The following is a 15506-nucleotide window of genomic DNA, read 5'->3' as shown; positions in this document are numbered from 1 at the left end:
GGTTACATAAGAAGTTGGATGCTGCGCAAGGCGGAGTCGCAGTTGACCAGGTCGACGCGCTTCAGGCGGATGCGCAGGCCGTCTTCGGCGGCGACCAGTTGATGCGTGGACCAGGCGGCATAGAGTATTTGCTGGTCGAGGCGTGTTTCGACGTAGTGAAAGGCCGTGCGCACCACGTATTGCCCTTTTTCGGGCGCATGCCACTCGTGTGCCGTTTCGATCTCGGGCCGCGCAAGCAAATGGTGGCTTCGGCTTTTGGGCTGCTGCGAGAAGGTGCGCTGGCCCGCCAGGCGCTCGGCGCGCACGCGCAGCAGCAGTTTGTCTTCATACAGCAATGAAGTGTGCAGGCGCGGGTCGGTCTGGCCGTGCTCCAGCGGCATCCAGTAGTAGCCGTCTTCGGTGAACAGATCGAGCCAGGCTTCGAAGCGCCGCTCGTCGAGCATGCGCGCCTCGGCATAAACGAAGTCGACGAGTTGCTGGTCGGTGATGGCGCTCATGCCGGCTCCTTCTGCTGCATGTCGGCGGTCATGAAATTGGCCCAGGCGCGGTACTGGTTGCGCATCTGCCACTCGTTGGTGCCGTTGGTGACTTCGTTCTTGCGGTCGAGTTCGCTGGGCTCGTACAGGCGGGCCACGTTGACCCAGTCGCGGCCACGGGAATGCAGGCCATGCTGGCCACGTTCGTAGACCTCGTGGTCGTCGTGGCCCACCATCGAGGTGGGGGCGTTGATGAGGCGGTTGTACATCAGCGTGCGCTCGAGCAGCTTGTCGGGCGCACCCACCAGGCGGAAGGTCCAGGACTCGACCAGGGTCTTGTTGGGTGCCAGCGGCTTGAAGATGCGCAGGGTCTGGATGGGGCCCTTGACCATGATGTTGGGAAAGTAGGTGGTGTTGTGGCGCACGTCGCCCAGAATCTGCTTTGTGCGTTCTTCGCCATAGGCCTTGACCATGCTTTCGTGGTAGCCCTCGATGTCGGAGTAGGCGGCGTGGATGGAGTCGCTGACCCCGGTATGGCCGTGGCCGTTCTCCCACACGCGGATGCCCATGCCTTCGAAGAACTCGTACGATGAAATAAAGGGCGCGAACTGCTCGACCGCCATGGGTTTGGGCGTGCCTTCCGGGGCCTCGTTCCAGACCCGTACGGCGGTGCCGGCGGAAGATTCGTGCGCCACCATGGGGTGGCAGGTGTCGGACTGGTTGTCGACCAGCATCTTCCAGTTGCAGTCGTGCATATAGCGCAGCACCCCGCCGACCACCTCGAGCTTGCCTTCGGGCGAGCGGTCGACCATATTGTCGAGCGTGCTGAGCGATTCGCCGAAGAATTCCTCGAAGCTCTGGCCCTCGGGGTTGAGGCGGCAGAATATGAAGCCGCGGTGGTTGTGCACGTTCTCGACCTGTGCCATGCCCTGCGAGGCCTCGGTCTGCTTGAAGACTTCGGGATCGTAGCCGCGCTTCAGGGGCAGGGCCAGCAGGGCGCCGTCGGTCTTGAAAGACCAGGCGTGGTAGGGGCAGCGAAAGAACTTGCCGGTGTTGCCGCAAGGGTCGTTGACCACCATGACGCCCTTGTGGGGGCAGCGGTTGTACAGCACGCGCACCGAGTTGTCGTTGTGCCGCACCATGACCACGGGCTGGTCGCCCACCGTGGTGGTGAAGTAGTCGCCCGCATTGGGCACCTGGCTGGCGTGGCCGACATAGACCCAGGTGTTGGCGAACAGGTGCTCCATCTCGAGCTGGAAGATTTCTTCGCTGATGAAGAGATCTTTATGGACCTCGGTGGGCCGCACCAATGCCTGTATGGCTTCGGGGTTGTTGCGATAGCTCATGGTAGCCTCGTCGAGAACAATGGCCGCGCCCCGCGGGGCGCGGCCAGGGTTATGCAGCCAGTTTCAGCTCTTGGGCCAGCATGGTGTCGAGCTTCGTGCCCTTGTCGTCGGCCAGCGCGGCCTCGCGCAGTTCGCGCAGGCGCTGGGCGGCCTCGGGGCGGCCGCGCAGGTCGGCGGCCGCGGCGATGAGGCGCTGGTATTTGCTTTCGCCGCGCTCGTGCGTATCGCTGTAGCCTTTGACCAGGCGCCGGCAGTTAACGATTTCCACCGCCAGGTCGTAGTCGACCGGCGCGGTTTCTTCGATGAGGCGCAGCCAGGCCTCGAAGCTCTTGAGCTCGATGCGGTGGCGCAGGGTGCTGCGGCGGAAGCGGCGCATGCCGGCCAGGGCGTACAGCATGAGAAAGCCCGTCAGCGTGCCGCTTTGCAGGAAGCGGCCCTTGCGGCAGAAGCGGCCCAGCAGACCGCTGGCGAATTTCGAGTTCTCGACCCAGCGGCCCAGGGGGGCGGGCATGGTGCCGCACAGCTCTTCCACGCGGGGGTGCATGTATTCGGTGGTGTAGAGCAGCTGGTCGGCCTTGGCGCCGACTTCGCCGCGCACGCGCTCGAAGCGCGCGGCCCGCGTCTTGAGGTCGGCCACGCGGATGACGTCGTCGTAGGCCATGGCCACGGCCACGTAGCGGGCCGCCGCGGTGGTAAGCGCCCAGTTCTTGGCCTGGCCGCCGTACTGTTCGTCGAGCTTGCGCAGGGCGCGGACGTGGTCAATGTACTTGGCGCCGTAGGCCGGGTCCTGGAAGTCGACGGTGCGGCGCAGGCCGGCCACCAGCATGGGCTGGGCCGCGGCCGGGAAATTCTGGCGCAGGTCGTCGAGCAGCTTGCGGATGCGGGGGTGCGAGGCTGTTTCGGGCACCTCGGGCGAGGGCTTTTCGGTGCTGACGCGCGCGGGTTCGGCCGGCGCATTGGCGGCCGCCTCGAGGCCCAGGGCGAAGGCCCGCAGGCTGGCCTCTACGCCCACGCCGCCGCGGCGGATGGTTTCTTCGAAGTCTTCACGCGTGAAGGGCAGGGTGCCGCTGCCGGCCACGGCACCGAACAGGCTGGCGCTGATGACGCTGCCGGCCTGGTCGGCCAGGGCCTGCAGGTCGACGCAGATGAAGCGCTTGGCGGCCGCCTGGCCGGTTTCGATGACCTTGTTGGAATCGGCGATGCCGTTGCCCCGCGCGGATTTTTCACCCACCGCGTAGCTGCGGTGCGAGGAAGAAATAAGAGTGCTGCGGTCGGGCGTGACCAGGCCGCGCTGGATGGCACGGCCGCCTTCCATGAGTTCGGCGGCGACCACCAGGTCGACGTCGCCCGGGGTGGGCATCATGGCCAGCGCGGGGGGCCTGCCGGCCGCCTCGACGTCGGATTCGGGCAGCATCTCGACATAGTAGATGGTGGCGCCCGTGCGCTGGGCCACACCCGGCACCGAGGTGGTTTGCGCCCACCACTTGGCATGTTCGGCCATGTCGACGATCCAGTCGGCCAGTACGCCGCCGCCCTGGCCGCCCATGGCCAGGATGGCGATCTTGATGGGCGAACCCGCTTGGAATGTAGTGCTTGTCATGGCTCGGCTCTTAGAACGAATATTGATTCAGGCGCTGGCTGCGGCGTGACTGCAGCAGGCCGATGACGCGCTGGCGCACCTTGGCCTTGAACAGGTCCCACTGAGTCGGGTTGTGGATGAGGTCGGCCCGGTAGAACGAGGGGCACAGCACGGCGGCATGGGCAACCTCGCCGCAGTTTCCGCAGCCGACGCAGGTGTTGTCCACATGGGCGATGGGGTCTTCTTTGAGGGGATCGCCGCTATCTTTGATGGTAAGCGAGGGGCAGCCCGAGAGCCGGATACAGGCATGGTCGCCCGTGCAGACGTCGGGGTCGACGCCGAAGCGCTCTTTGACCACCCGCTTGCCCTCTTTGACCGCCGCGCGGAATTGCGGCTTGAGGCGCCGCTGCTTGTTCAGCATGCATTCCGACTGAGCGATGATGACCTTGGGCCCTTTTTCGGGCGTGGTCAGGGCTTCTTCGATGGCGGCCTGCACCTTGGAGACGCTGTAGGTGCGGTCGAGCACGCGCACCCACTTCACGCCCACGCCCTTCACGGCGTCGACGATGGGGTTGTTGGTGGAGCGGCTTTTATTGGCGGCGCGGGACGACAGAATGTCTTGCCCGCCCGTGGCGGCGGCGTAGAAGTTGTCGATGATGATGATGACGCCGTCGTACTTGTTGAAGACGGCGTTGCCTATGCCGGATGCCAGGCCGTTGTGCCAGAAGCCGCCGTCGCCCATGATGGAGATGGAGCGCTTGGACGAAGGCACGTTGAAGGCCGCGGCGCTTGAGGCGCCCAGGCCATAGCCCATGGTCGTGGCGCCCAGGTTGAAGGGCGGCAGAATAGAGAACAGATGGCAGCCGATGTCGCAGGCGATGTGGTGTTCGCCCAGTTTTTCCTGGGCCAGGCTAAGCGCCGAAAATACCGGGCGCTCGGGACAGCCTGTACAGAAGCCGGCGGGCCGGGGCGGCACCACTTGGGCCAGTTCGCTGACCTGGCGCTGGAAGTTGATGGGCTGCACCGAGGGCTTGCGCGCAACCTGGTCCACCTGCATGGGCTGGACCCGGGGTATGACCGTGGGCGCTCCATTGGCGTGCGCCGCATGGCCGTTGGCCGGATGGTCTTCTTCGATGGCCAGGTCGCCGTCTTCTTCGATGGCCGGCATGGTGGCCGTGGCGGTTGCCGTCGCGGTGGCCGCGGCCGAGGGGGCAAGGGGCTCGGGGGCGGGCGCGTCGATGACGGGCAGGGATTCGGGGTGGTGCTTTTCAAGAAAGGCCTGCAGGCCGTCGCGCATGACGGCGGTGGTGTACTCGCCTGCAATGGGCAGCACGCCCTTGCCTTCCAGCGCCGCGTCGACCCCCTTCTGGCGCAATATGGTGGCGATATTCTGCTCGATGTAGTTGGGCTGGCCCTCTTCGAGCATCAGCACGGCTTTCTTGCCGCGGCAGAACTCGGCCACCTCGTCGTCGATCACCGGATAGGTGACGTTCATGATGTACAGGGGGATGCGGCTGTTGCCGAAGTGGTCGGCCAGGCCCAGCAGCTGCAGGGCGCGGATGACACCGTTGTACAGGCCGCCCTGCAGGATGAGGCCGATGTCGCTCAGGTCGCCGTCGATGAATTCGTTGAGCTTGTTCTGCTTGATGAATTCGACCGCCGCGGGCCAGCGGCTGTTGACCTTTTCGTGCTCGTGCAGGAACGAGGCCGGCGGCAGCACGATGCGGCTGACGTCGCGCTCGGGGTTGTCGAGCGCCTGGGCCAGGGTGTACTCGGGGCGCTTGTTTTCTTTGGTGATGAAACGGCCATGGACGTGGCAGCTGCGAATGCGCAGTTGCAGGATGACGGGCGTGTTGCTAGCCTCCGACAACTGGAAGCCGTGCTCGACGGCATCGACCATGCTTTCGAGGTTGGGACGCGGGTCGAGCAGCCAGATCTGCGATTTCATGGCAAAGGCGTGGGTGCGCTCTTGCATGATGGACGAGCCCTCGCCGTAGTCTTCGCCCACAATGACCAGCGCGCCGCCCTTGACGCCGCCAGAGGCCAGGTTGGCCAGGGCGTCGGAGGCGACGTTGGTGCCTACGGTGGATTTCCAGGTAACGGCGCCTCGCACCGGATACATGACCGACGCGGCAAGCGTGGCGGCCGCGGTGGCCTCGGAGGCGCTGGCCTCGAAGTGCACGCCCAGGTCTTCCAGGATGTCTTGCGCGTCGGAAAGGACGTCCATCAGGTGCGAAATGGGCGCGCCCTGATAGCCCGCGACGTAGCTGACGCCGGACTGCAGCAGCCCCTTGGTGACGGCCAGGATGCCTTCGCCGCGAAATTCTTCGCCCGGAGCGATGCGAAGCTGCTGTACTTCTTTCTTGAATGAACGTTCTGCCATGGTGTCTCCACAAAGAGAGAGGGGTGTTCTACCGGCAGCGGTAAAGCACAAATACCGGAACGGCCCCGCGTGAATGGCGGGCCTTTCCGGTTAATTTAGGTTTGACGCAAGGCGCTGTCAATAAAAACATGAAAATTCATGGATTATGGAAATTTAATATAAAGAACAGATGCTTGTGTATAAGGGCAAACCATTACATTGACGCCCCATATCAATTGGAATACGATTTTCGCGGAATGGAAAACGGGCTGCGGGGCATTTCTGCGCACCGTGGCCGACAAGGAATATTCTATGCAAAATCAGGGGGCGCAGCCTCGATTCGTTCATCGCTACCTGGCTTCGGTGCTGGCGCTGGCCAGCCATCGCATTTCCGAAGAGTTCCACAAAGAGGTGCGCAAGGCCGGCCTGACCGTCACCGAGTGGCGGGTGCTGGGCAGCCTTATCGAGGGCGAGGGCGAAACGGTGGGCGAGTTGGCCGAACTGGCGGTTACAAAGCAGCCCACCCTCAGCAAGGTGTTGCCCCGGCTAGAGTCTGAAGGCCTTGTTACATTGAAGACATCCCGTGTCGACCGGCGCCAGACGCTGGTCAAGATCACCCCCAAGGGCACGCGCCTGATCAGCGGGCTGTGCGACCTGGCCATGCAGCACCAGCATCGCCTGCTTGAAAAGCTCGATCCCGATCACGCCGATCGGCTGGTCGACATGCTGCGCGACATCATCAAGCGCTAAGGGCGCCGTCAGGCGCCGGATCTCGCCCCGTGCCTGTCCGTTCCTAATAGACGTCGCGCCGATAGCCCTGGCGCTGCAGCAGCGCTTCATAGCCGTGGAGGCCCAGGATGTCGCGCAGGGCCTGGTCCACGTCCTGGGCCATGCCGTCCTTGCTGCCGCATACATACAGCAGGGCGCCGCGGCCCGCCCATTCGCGCAGGTCGGCGGCGGATTCGCGCAGCAGGTGATGGACATAGCGCTTTTCGGCCTGGTCGCGTGAGAAGGCCAGGTCCATGCGCTGCAGCTTGCCTTGCCGCAGCCAGGTTTCGAATGTGTCGCCCCAATGGAAATCGCCGACCCGCGTGCGTTCGCCAAAGACCAGCCAGTTGTCGTGATGGCCCCGCTCCAGCCGTTCCTGCAGCAGGGCCCGAAGGCCGGCGATGCCGGTGCCATTGCCCACGAAGATGGCGGGGCGGTCGTCATCGGGGGCGCGGAAGAGGGGGTTGGCCCGTATGTGCAGGCGGGCGGGGGCGCCCGGAGCCAGTTCCGAACCCAGCCAGTGGCTGCCCAGGCCGGGTGTGCCGTCCGGCCGCTGGTGCTCGCGTACCAGCAGCCTCAGCATGCCTTCCGAAGGGATGGAGGCGATGGAGTATTCACGGCGTTCGCCGCTGTCGCCGATTTCTATGTGAGCGATATCGCCCGCTTTCCATTCGAGTGGCGTGTCGCCGGCGGGACGCCAGCGCAGTTCGTGGCAGGGCCGGCCCGCGCCCGACGGATTCGAGGTGCTGCGCTCTATCAGTGTCCAGCCGTCGAAGTGCATGCCGGTGTCCAGCCGCGCCTGGAAAAGCAGCGAAAGCTGTTCGCTCCAGGCATCCAGTGCGCGCGGGTCTGCGCGGTCGACGCGTATGGTGTCGAACAGCAGGGTCGCGCCCCGGCGCTTCAGCCAGCTTTCCAGCGCCATGCCGAAGCCGCAGAACTGGCTGTAGCTGCTGTCACCCAGGGCCAGTATGCCTGCCCGCAGGCCGGCGAAGGGGGCCTCGTCGACCCGGGCCCTGTCGACAGGATCGGCGCGGCCGCTGGAGCCGGCGGAGTCGGTCGCGCGCGCAGCATCGTCGGCCAGCATCCGTTCATGGAAGGCATGGGCCATGTCGGGCGCGTCGCCCTCGCCGTAGGTGCTGGCGATGAACAGGACCTGCTCATAGGCAAGCAGTTGCTCGGGCGCGACGCGGTCGATGGGCAGCAGCACGGCCCTGTCACCCAAGGCCTGGGCGGTGCGTTGGGCCAGTTCGATGGCGGTGCCCGTCTGGCTGGCATAGACGACGGCGGTGCTTGCGCCGGCCGGAACGCTGGGCGTGCCGGCGGTTGAGGCGGCACGGGCCTGACGTGCCGAAGGCCTGAGCAGGGTGAACCAGGTCAGCAGCAGCCAGGCCGCGACCGCCGCGAGGGCAAGTATTACTTCTAGAGACATGGTAATGCGGTGTTGGCTCCGGCAAGGTCGGCGAACGGGTCTGTCCATTCGACCGCGAAGTCATTGTCGTGCCGTGTCATGAACAGGGCCGCGAGACCGTTCTGCCGGGCATGGTGGGGGCCCTTCCGGGGGCCCAGGGCAAGCAGTGCCGTCGCCAGGCCGTCGGCCATCATGCATTGTGGATGAATGACCGTGACCGACACCAGGTCGTCGGGCAGCGGTGCGCCGGTATGCGGATCCAGTGTGTGGGCGTACCGCCGGCTTTGGTGGGTGAAATAGCGGCGGTAATGGCCCGAGGTGGCGATGGCGGCGTCCTTCAGACGCACCGGCAGCCGGTCGGGGCCCAGTCCGGGCGATTCGACCTCTACCTCCCAGGCGCCGCCCGCCGGATTGAGGCCGAAAGCCTTGAGCTCACCGCCCAATTCGACCAGGCAATGCCGCACGCCGGCATCGGCCAGCACGCGCGCCATCTCGTCCACGCCGTAGCCCTTGGCGATGGAGGACAAGTCGAAATGCAGGCCGCCGGGCTGCCAGACGCCCCGATATTCGGTATTGAGTTCGGTGCGCCGCCAGCCGCTTCGCGCCCAGGCCGCGTCGATGGCGGCCTGGGAGGGCGGGGCGTGGACCGGGCCGGGGGGGCCGAAGCCCCAGAGATCCACGAGGGCGCCCAGGGTGGGGTCATAGGCGCCCTGGGTGGCGGCGGCCAGTTCCAGCGCCTGCGCCATCACGTCGAAGAAGGCCGGAGCGATCTGGTACCAGCCCGGTTCGGCGCGGTTCAGGCGGCTGATGGCGCTTTCCGGGTCCCAGGTGCTCATCCGAGCCACGATTTCGTCCAGCGCGGTTTGCACCTGGCCGTGCAGGCGGTGCCTGTCCAGCCCCGGGTCGCGGAACTTCACCGACCAGGTGGTTCCCATGCTGGCGCCGCTTAGCGAAGCATAGCCCTGCGCGGCGGCGTCCGTCTTGCTCATGGTTTTACTGCGGCAGGACTTCGAGCGTGGCCACGTAGGAAACAGCGCGCTGGCTGGCGGCCTTGGTCGACGTTTTGGAGTCGCGAAGGTCGGCGTGCAGCCAGTAGAGGCCGGCCTGGGGCCACTTGACCTCGAAGCGGCCTTGCTCGTCGGTCTTGACGGTGATTTCTTCCACGGCGTCGCGATAGCGGCTGCCGTCGCGCACGATCTCGACCTCGAGATTCTTGGCCGGCTCGCCGTCCAGGGTCAGCACGAACTGGGCGGTTTCGCCCGCATACAGGTCGTTGGGGTGGGTGTCGCCGGAAAGGGCCAGGCCTTTCTTCACGGGTTCCAGATCGGTGGGATTGCCCTTGGTGGCGAAGGTTTCGATACGATCGACGCGCTCGGACACGACGAGATCCTTGGCGTCCTTGGGAACCTTCTTTTCCATGTCTTCGGCCTTGCCGAACCAGCGCTTGTTTGCGTCGCCTTCCTTCCAGCGGGCGAAGATGCCGCCGTCGGTGACGAGGGCGATGCGGTAGGTGCCGTCTTCGGTCAGTTTCACGTCGAAGACACTGCGCAGCCTGCCCTCGAACTCGTTTTGCGGCTCGACGCTCTTTCCCGTGGGGCTGGTGACGACCAGGTTGTTCAGCGCGATGCGGTTGTGGTTGTAGTAGAACTTGTCGTTGCCCGCCCCTGCGCTGACAGTGATGTAGGCGTCGTCGCCGGACAGCACCGTGGCAGAAGGCTCGAGCCAGCGATCATGGGCGAGGGACGTGGCGGGAGCCAGGAGGGCGGCGGCGATAAGGGCGGGGATAAGACGCTTCATGGGTCGGTGCTCCTAAGAATGTAAACGATCAGGGTGTAAGGGTGGCCTTGACGTGGCCGAGTTCGCTTTCGCCCTGGGCCTCGGCCGTGGCGGCTTGCTGGGCGGGCCAGGCAAGGGGCAGGCGCAGCACCTCGCGGCCGCCCTTTTCCCGCGAGGCTTCGACGATTACTTCATACTCGCCCGCCGGCAGGCCGGCCAGGGCGGGGTGCGTGGCGGCGACCTGGATGGTGTGCTTGCCGGGGGCCTGCGTGGCCCCGGTTATGCCGTCGGCCAGTTCATCCTGGCCGCGGCCGCTTACGCGCCACCATTGCCGCAGGTCCTTCAGCCATTTCTTGCCTTCCTCCTTGGGCATCTTGTAGTCGTACCAGACGGCGATGTCGCGCACCGTCTGGCGGTCGGCGCTTTGCAGCCACACCGCCACGTAGGGGCGGTGGTATTCGGCCACTTCGATGCGGGGCAGCTCGACTTCGACGGCCAGGCTGGCCGCGTGGAGGGGAACGGTATAAACACCGGCCAGCGCGCAGGCCAGCGTGGTCTTGATTGAAGGTTTCATGGCTAGTGCACCCATAACAGCATGAGGATGAGGGGAATCAATATGCCCAGCCCGGTCAGGGGCCAGGTGGCCTTGCGGTTCGCCGCGTGCATTTTCATCAGGAACAGGCCTGTAAAGGCGAACACCAGACAGGCGACGGCGAAGATGTCGATGAACCAGCTCCAGGCGGCGCCCGTGTTGCGGCCCTTGTGCAAGTCGTTGAAATAGGCCACCCAGCCGCGGGTGGTGCGTTCATATTCGACCTCGCCGCCTGGCAGGGCGACGGCCAGCCAGGCGTCGGCGCCCGGTTCGGGCAGGCCCACATAGACCTCGTCGGGCGAATACTCGGCCGTGCGCCCGCGGATGCGTATATGAAGCTGTTGGTCCAGCCATTGCTCGGCCAGCGCCGGCAAGGGGCCTTTGTCGGGCCCATCGGCGCGCTCGACAAGCATCGCCGCGATATTGGCGGGCATGGCGGCGGTTTGGGCCTGGACCTTGGGGCTGGCTTCCACCCAGGCGGCGTTGTTCAGCGTGATGCCGGTGGCGGCAAATACGATCAGCCCGGCCAGGCTGAGCGCAGCGCTCATCCAGTGCCATTGATGCAGGGTTTTCAGCCAGTAAGAGCGGCGTTGCGGTGAAGAGGAAGCTTTCATGCCCCTGGGGGTCGGCGAATGACGATCTGGCATTCTACATCAGATAGTAATGATTATCATGTAGGTTTTGTGGGTTCCGCCCCCGGGCACGCGGATTGCCCCGTCGTCAACAAGGAATGTAACGAACTTTTCAAGCGCGTTGGGGTCTGATAATTAGCACTCGGCAAGCTAGAGTGCTAATATCAATATCTGTCGTTGATTACATCCCAAAGGATAGTCCGAACTGATGACAACCCAAACCCAATCTCTGGCTCTGTCGAACAACGCATTGGCCATGGCCGTGTCCAATCCGGGCGCGCTGGGCACGATCGAAGCCTATATTGGAGCAGTCAACCGCCTGCCCCTGCTCTCGCAGCAGCAGGAAACCGATCTTGCCCGCAGGCTGCGCGACGACTCCGATCTCGACGCCGCCCGCCAGCTCGTGTTGTCGCACCTGCGCCTGGTCGTGTCGATCTCGCGGCAATACCTGGGCTACGGAATCGCCCATGCCGACCTCATCCAAGAGGGCAACGTCGGCCTCATGAAAGCCGTCAAGCGTTTCGACCCCGACCGCGGGGTACGGCTGGTGTCGTTTGCCGTGCACTGGATCAAGGCCGAAATCCACGAATACATCGTGCGCAACTGGCGCATGGTCAAGATCGCAACCACCAAGGCGCAGCGCAAGCTGTTCTTCAACCTGCGCCGCATGCGTCCCGACGGCCACACGCTCGACCCTTCGCAGGTAGACGACATCGCGCGCGAGCTCAATGTCCGTCCCGAAGACGTCAGCGAGATGGAAGTCCGCCTTTCCGGCCAGGAAATGGCGCTCGAGGCCCAGCACGACGACGCCGACGGTTTTGCACCCATTACCTATCTGGCCGACGAAGGCCAGGAACCTTCCCGCGTACTCGAGCGCAGGGCGCTCGACGACCTGCAGGGCAGCGGCCTGTTGAATGCCCTCGAGGGTCTTGACGAGCGTTCGCGCCGTATTGTCGAGGCGCGCTGGCTGCAAGACGAAGGCGGCGCCACGCTGCACGAGCTGGCTGCCGAATTCGGCGTCTCGGCCGAGCGCATCCGCCAGATCGAGGCGGCCGCGTTCAAAAAAATGCGGGCGGCGCTCAGCGAAGAATAAAAGGCGGCGTTTTTACATTTTGGTACAAAATACCGGGGAAAGAGTCGAACTAAACCCAACAGGCGCGGACTAAACAGTATGAGCAATGCTGAGTACAACTCCGGTTGTATTTTGTTCAAACGTCCGCTTCTGCTTCTCCTCAATCCCCTCCCTTTCGAAGCGGATGCTTACGGGACACCAACAAGGTGTCCCTTTTTTTTGCCTGGTCGCCGACGAACGGCCCCGGGGCAGCCCGGCAAGGGTTCTGTTTATAGAAGCTCACGCACGTCATGCGCTACATCTTCAGCGGGGGCGTCGCCGCGCAGCAGCACCCGGGCCTCGCCCGACTTATCCAGAATGTAGAACGAAGAACCGTGGTCCATGGTGTAGTCGTTGGCCCCAGGGCCCTGTTGCACCTTGGCGTAGTGGGCACGGAACGACTTTGCCGTGGTGGCCAGTTGCTCGGGCGTGCCGGTAAGCCCTACGAAAGAGGGGTTGAAAGCCTTGACGTAGCTGCTTAGCACCTCGGGCGTGTCGCGCTCGGGGTCGACCGAGATCATCAGCACCTGCACTTTCGCGGCGTCGTCTTCGAGCAGTTCCATGGCATGGGCAAGCTGTGACATCGACGTGGGGCAGACGTCGGGGCATTGCGTGAAGCCGAAGAACACCACCAGGACCTTGCCGCGATAATCGGCCAGCGTGCGCGGCTGGCCGCTGTCGTCGACCATGGCCAGGTCGCCTCCAAGCTTGGTGCCGCTGATGTCGCTGCCGCGGAAGTCGGCTTCGCTGCTGCAGCCCGTCAACACCAGCGCGGCGGTAACGAACAGGCCTGCAAAGAGAGTGCGAAGCGAGAAAAACAATGACATGAGGTCTCCAGACGAAACGCGCAAAGCGGTAAAACAGGCCGCTGGGTGCTGGGTGGATGCTACAGCGCCAGCATGACCCAGTGGTCGACCAGCAATGCGCCGAACACCAGGGCCAAGTACAGGATGGAAAAGCGGAACAGCTTGCGCGCCAGGGCGTCGCTGTAGTCTTTGTACAGGCGCCATGCATAAAGGACGAAGGTTCCGCTGAGCACCACGGCGCAGGCCAGGTACAGGGGGCCGCTCATGCGTATCATGAAGGGTAGCAAGGTGGAGGCGAACAGCACCAGGCTGTACAGCAGTATGTGCAGCCGGGTGAACTGGTTGCCGTGGGTAATGGTAAGCATGGGCAGGCCCGACTTGGCGTAGTCGTTGTCGCGATACAGGGCCAGGGCCCAGAAGTGCGGCGGCGTCCAGATGAAGATGATCAGCACCAGCACCCAGGCCTCGGCCGGCACGGCATTGGCGATGCAGGCCCAGCCCAGCGCGGGCGGCATGGCGCCCGACAGCCCGCCGATGACGATGTTCTGCGGCGTTCGGGGCTTGAGGATGATGGTGTAGATAATGGCATAGCCCACGAACGTGGCGAAGGTAAGCCACATGGTAAGCGGGTTGACCAAGTGGTACAGCACCAGCATGCCCAGGCCGCCCAGCACGCCCGAGAAGACCAGCACCTGCGTGTTGGTGATGGTGCCGCGGGCGGTGGCGCGCCGGGCCGTGCGCGCCATCTTGGCGTCGATTTCCTGTTCGATGAGGCAGTTGATGGCGAAGGCAGCCGCCGCCAGCAGCCAGATGCCGACGGTGCCCGCCACCACCAGGCCCAGGTCGGGCATGCCCGGGCTGGCCAGGAACATGCCGATGACGGCGCAGAAAACGGCAAGTTGGGTGACGCGCGGCTTGGTCAGCACCAGGTATTGGCGAACCAGCGACGGGTCGGGGGCGGGTAGGGTAGTCATGGCGCTATTTTAGCCCGGCCCGCACGATGCAGGCGGACCAGCAGCGTGACGCTGACCAGCACCATGCCGGCGGCGCCGCCGTTGTGCATGACCGCGATCAGCAGGGGCCATTCGAAAAAGATGGTGGTAAGCCCTGTAAGCAGCTGCAGCAGCAGCAAGAGCAGCAGCAGGCTGGCCGGCCCGGCCAGGCCGGGGTCGCGGCGCAGCTTGAAGCCCAGGGTGCCCAGGTACAAAAAGACGACAAAGGCAAAGTTGCGGTGCACCCAGTGTATGGCCGTCAGGGCCTGCTGCGAAATCATTTCGCCCGATGGTAGCTGGCCCAGGCCGCGGATCAGCGAGAAGCCGCTGTGCAGGTCCATGGGGGGCAGCCATTCGCCATGGCAGGTGGGAAAGTCCATGCAGGCCAGCGCCGCGTAGTTGGTGCTGACCCAGCCGCCCAGGGCGATCTGCACGAAAAGCAGGGCCAGCCCGGCAGCCATCCAGGGCAGGTAGGAGGCGGACCGGGCGCGTACGTCGGGGTGCGGCTTTTCGCGCGCCGCCAGCCAGGTCATCAGGGCGAGCAGCCCGATGCCGCCCAACAAGTGGGTGGTGACGATGATGGGCATCAATTGATGCGTGACTGTCCAGGCGCCGAAGGCGCCCTGCACACAGACGGCCACCAGCGTGACAACGGCCAGGCGCGGCGTGTTGCCCAGCACCTTGCGGTGGCGCCAGGCCATGTAGACGATGAGGATGATGAGCAGCCCCAGCAGCGAGCCGACATAGCGGTGGATCATCTCGATCCAGGCCTTGGGAAAGCTGACTGCCCCGTAGGGCATGGCGGCGTACGCCTCCTGGATGTGCTGCGAAGCGCCTATGGGGCTGATCTTGCCGTAGCAGCCCGGCCAGTCCGGACAGCCCAGCCCCGAGTCGGTCAGGCGCACGAAGGCGCCGAACATGATGAGGTCGAGCGTCAGGAACCAGGTTAGATAGACCAGCTTGCGATAACGGGCCTTGATGCGTTCTGCCATGCCCCTACCCGATGCGCGAATTGTAGATCAGCTTGCTGATGTCCTTGCGCACGCTGACGGGGTCGGCGTTCTCGGGGAACTCGATCATCAGGTTGCCCAGCGGGTCGATGATCCACATCGGCGCGGCCAGCGCCTGCCCCGCCGGCGCCGAAGCGCCTGGCGTCAGGAAAGCAGCCAGTTTTTCTGGTTTGGCGCGCACGATGATGGTGCCCTGATAGGCCTCGAGTATCTGTTCGGAAATCGGCGCGTCGTCTGTCACGAACCACACGCGCGACAGGCGTTCCACGTTCTTGCCCTGGCTGGCGTGCGAATTGCGCAGGATGAACAGCTTGGTCACGCACGATTCGGGGCAGGCGCCCGGGCCGGCCGACGCGAGAACCCATTGCCCCTTCAGGCTGGCCAGGTCAAAAGGCTGTCCGTCCTCGGTTTTCAGGTCCAGCGCTTCGGCGGCGGGAATGGGGCGTTGCGGATCGAGCAGCCGTCCGTAGTTCGAGGCCTCTTCGGGACGCAGGCCCAGGGCGGGCACGTAATAAGCCAGAATGGCGAACACGATGGGCGCCAGGCACACCAGAAGAATCCAGACCAGAGGCTGGATCGAGCGCGGTTTCGCCGGTGCGGCGGAAGCAGTGCGGGGGTTGCGGTCCACGGGGTTTCCTTGCTGTGGAG

15 protein-coding genes are annotated in these 15506 nt (G+C 64.6%); 2 read left to right on the top strand and 13 right to left on the bottom strand.

Annotated elements, in window-relative coordinates:
- Window positions 1–2: 2 nt before the first annotated feature.
- Genes C7440_RS10705 through C7440_RS10690 form a run of 4 tightly spaced genes read right to left on the bottom strand, consistent with a single transcriptional unit; the run spans window position 3 to window position 5784 of the window.
- Complete coding sequence (locus tag C7440_RS10705) at window positions 3–497, bottom strand: aromatic-ring-hydroxylating dioxygenase subunit beta (protein ID WP_116518501.1); 495 nt, start codon at window positions 495–497, stop codon at window positions 3–5.
- Window positions 494–1822, bottom strand: coding sequence for an aromatic ring-hydroxylating dioxygenase subunit alpha (locus tag C7440_RS10700; RefSeq protein WP_116518500.1), 1329 nt, complete (start codon window positions 1820–1822; stop codon window positions 494–496). Before C7440_RS10700 ends, C7440_RS10705 begins: the two co-directional genes overlap by 4 nt.
- Before the next feature lie 49 nt (window positions 1823–1871).
- A complete protein-coding gene (locus tag C7440_RS10695) occupies window positions 1872–3422 on the bottom strand; it encodes an indolepyruvate oxidoreductase subunit beta family protein (RefSeq protein WP_116518499.1) in 1551 nt (516 codons plus the stop codon).
- A 10-nt stretch (window positions 3423–3432) separates the two neighbouring features.
- Window positions 3433–5784, bottom strand: a complete 2352-nt coding sequence (locus tag C7440_RS10690; RefSeq protein WP_116518498.1) for an indolepyruvate ferredoxin oxidoreductase subunit alpha — start codon at window positions 5782–5784, stop codon at window positions 3433–3435.
- Window positions 5785–6075: 291 nt separating this feature from the next.
- Between C7440_RS10690 and C7440_RS10685 the strand changes: the two genes are divergently transcribed.
- Entirely contained in the window at window positions 6076–6513 is a 438-nt protein-coding gene (locus C7440_RS10685) for a MarR family winged helix-turn-helix transcriptional regulator (RefSeq protein ID WP_040548296.1), read from the top strand.
- A 43-nt stretch (window positions 6514–6556) separates the two neighbouring features.
- Here the strand turns inward: C7440_RS10685 and C7440_RS10680 are convergent, their stop codons facing one another.
- The 5 genes from C7440_RS10680 to C7440_RS10660 are packed head-to-tail and all read right to left on the bottom strand — an operon-like array spanning window position 6557 to window position 10921.
- Window positions 6557–7960, bottom strand: a complete 1404-nt coding sequence (locus tag C7440_RS10680; protein WP_165832539.1) for a sulfite reductase subunit alpha — start codon at window positions 7958–7960, stop codon at window positions 6557–6559.
- Complete coding sequence (locus tag C7440_RS10675; RefSeq protein WP_116518495.1) at window positions 7951–8928, bottom strand: FAD:protein FMN transferase; 978 nt, start codon at window positions 8926–8928, stop codon at window positions 7951–7953. The genes C7440_RS10680 and C7440_RS10675 overlap by 10 nt, the downstream gene beginning before the upstream one ends.
- A gap of 4 nt (window positions 8929–8932) precedes the next feature.
- Window positions 8933–9736: a DUF4198 domain-containing protein gene (locus C7440_RS10670; RefSeq protein ID WP_116518494.1), complete on the bottom strand. Its 804-nt coding sequence runs from the start codon at window positions 9734–9736 to the stop codon at window positions 8933–8935.
- Between the two features lie 28 nt (window positions 9737–9764).
- Window positions 9765–10289 (bottom strand): DUF2271 domain-containing protein, encoded by a 525-nt coding sequence (locus tag C7440_RS10665; RefSeq protein WP_180064383.1) that lies wholly within the window; start codon window positions 10287–10289, stop codon window positions 9765–9767.
- A gap of 2 nt (window positions 10290–10291) precedes the next feature.
- The gene (locus C7440_RS10660) at window positions 10292–10921 is read right to left on the bottom strand and encodes a PepSY-associated TM helix domain-containing protein (RefSeq protein WP_116518493.1); all 630 of its coding nucleotides are present in this window, start codon (window positions 10919–10921) and stop codon (window positions 10292–10294) included.
- A gap of 226 nt (window positions 10922–11147) precedes the next feature.
- On the opposite strand from C7440_RS10660, the gene rpoH reads away from it, so the two are divergent.
- Window positions 11148–12032 (top strand): RNA polymerase sigma factor RpoH, encoded by an 885-nt coding sequence (rpoH, locus tag C7440_RS10655; RefSeq protein WP_116518492.1) that lies wholly within the window; start codon window positions 11148–11150, stop codon window positions 12030–12032.
- Between the two features lie 248 nt (window positions 12033–12280).
- On the opposite strand, the gene C7440_RS10650 is transcribed toward rpoH, so the two are convergent.
- The 4 genes from C7440_RS10650 to C7440_RS10635 are packed head-to-tail and all read right to left on the bottom strand — an operon-like array spanning window position 12281 to window position 15486.
- Window positions 12281–12877 (bottom strand): SCO family protein, encoded by a 597-nt coding sequence (locus C7440_RS10650; RefSeq protein WP_116518491.1) that lies wholly within the window; start codon window positions 12875–12877, stop codon window positions 12281–12283.
- A gap of 59 nt (window positions 12878–12936) precedes the next feature.
- Window positions 12937–13830 (bottom strand): heme o synthase, encoded by an 894-nt coding sequence (cyoE, locus tag C7440_RS10645; protein WP_116518490.1) that lies wholly within the window; start codon window positions 13828–13830, stop codon window positions 12937–12939.
- Window positions 13827–14840, bottom strand: coding sequence for a COX15/CtaA family protein (locus C7440_RS10640; protein WP_116518489.1), 1014 nt, complete (start codon window positions 14838–14840; stop codon window positions 13827–13829). Before C7440_RS10640 ends, cyoE begins: the two co-directional genes overlap by 4 nt.
- A gap of 4 nt (window positions 14841–14844) precedes the next feature.
- On the bottom strand, window positions 14845–15486 hold the full coding sequence (locus tag C7440_RS10635; protein WP_116518488.1) for an SCO family protein: 642 nt from the start codon (window positions 15484–15486) through the stop codon (window positions 14845–14847).
- Window positions 15487–15506: the final 20 nt, after the last annotated feature.

Source organism: Pusillimonas noertemannii (genome assembly GCF_003096595.1).
GTDB classification, from domain to species: Bacteria; Pseudomonadota; Gammaproteobacteria; order Burkholderiales; family Burkholderiaceae_B; genus Pusillimonas; species Pusillimonas noertemannii.
This window is presented reverse-complemented; position numbering and strand designations above follow the sequence as displayed.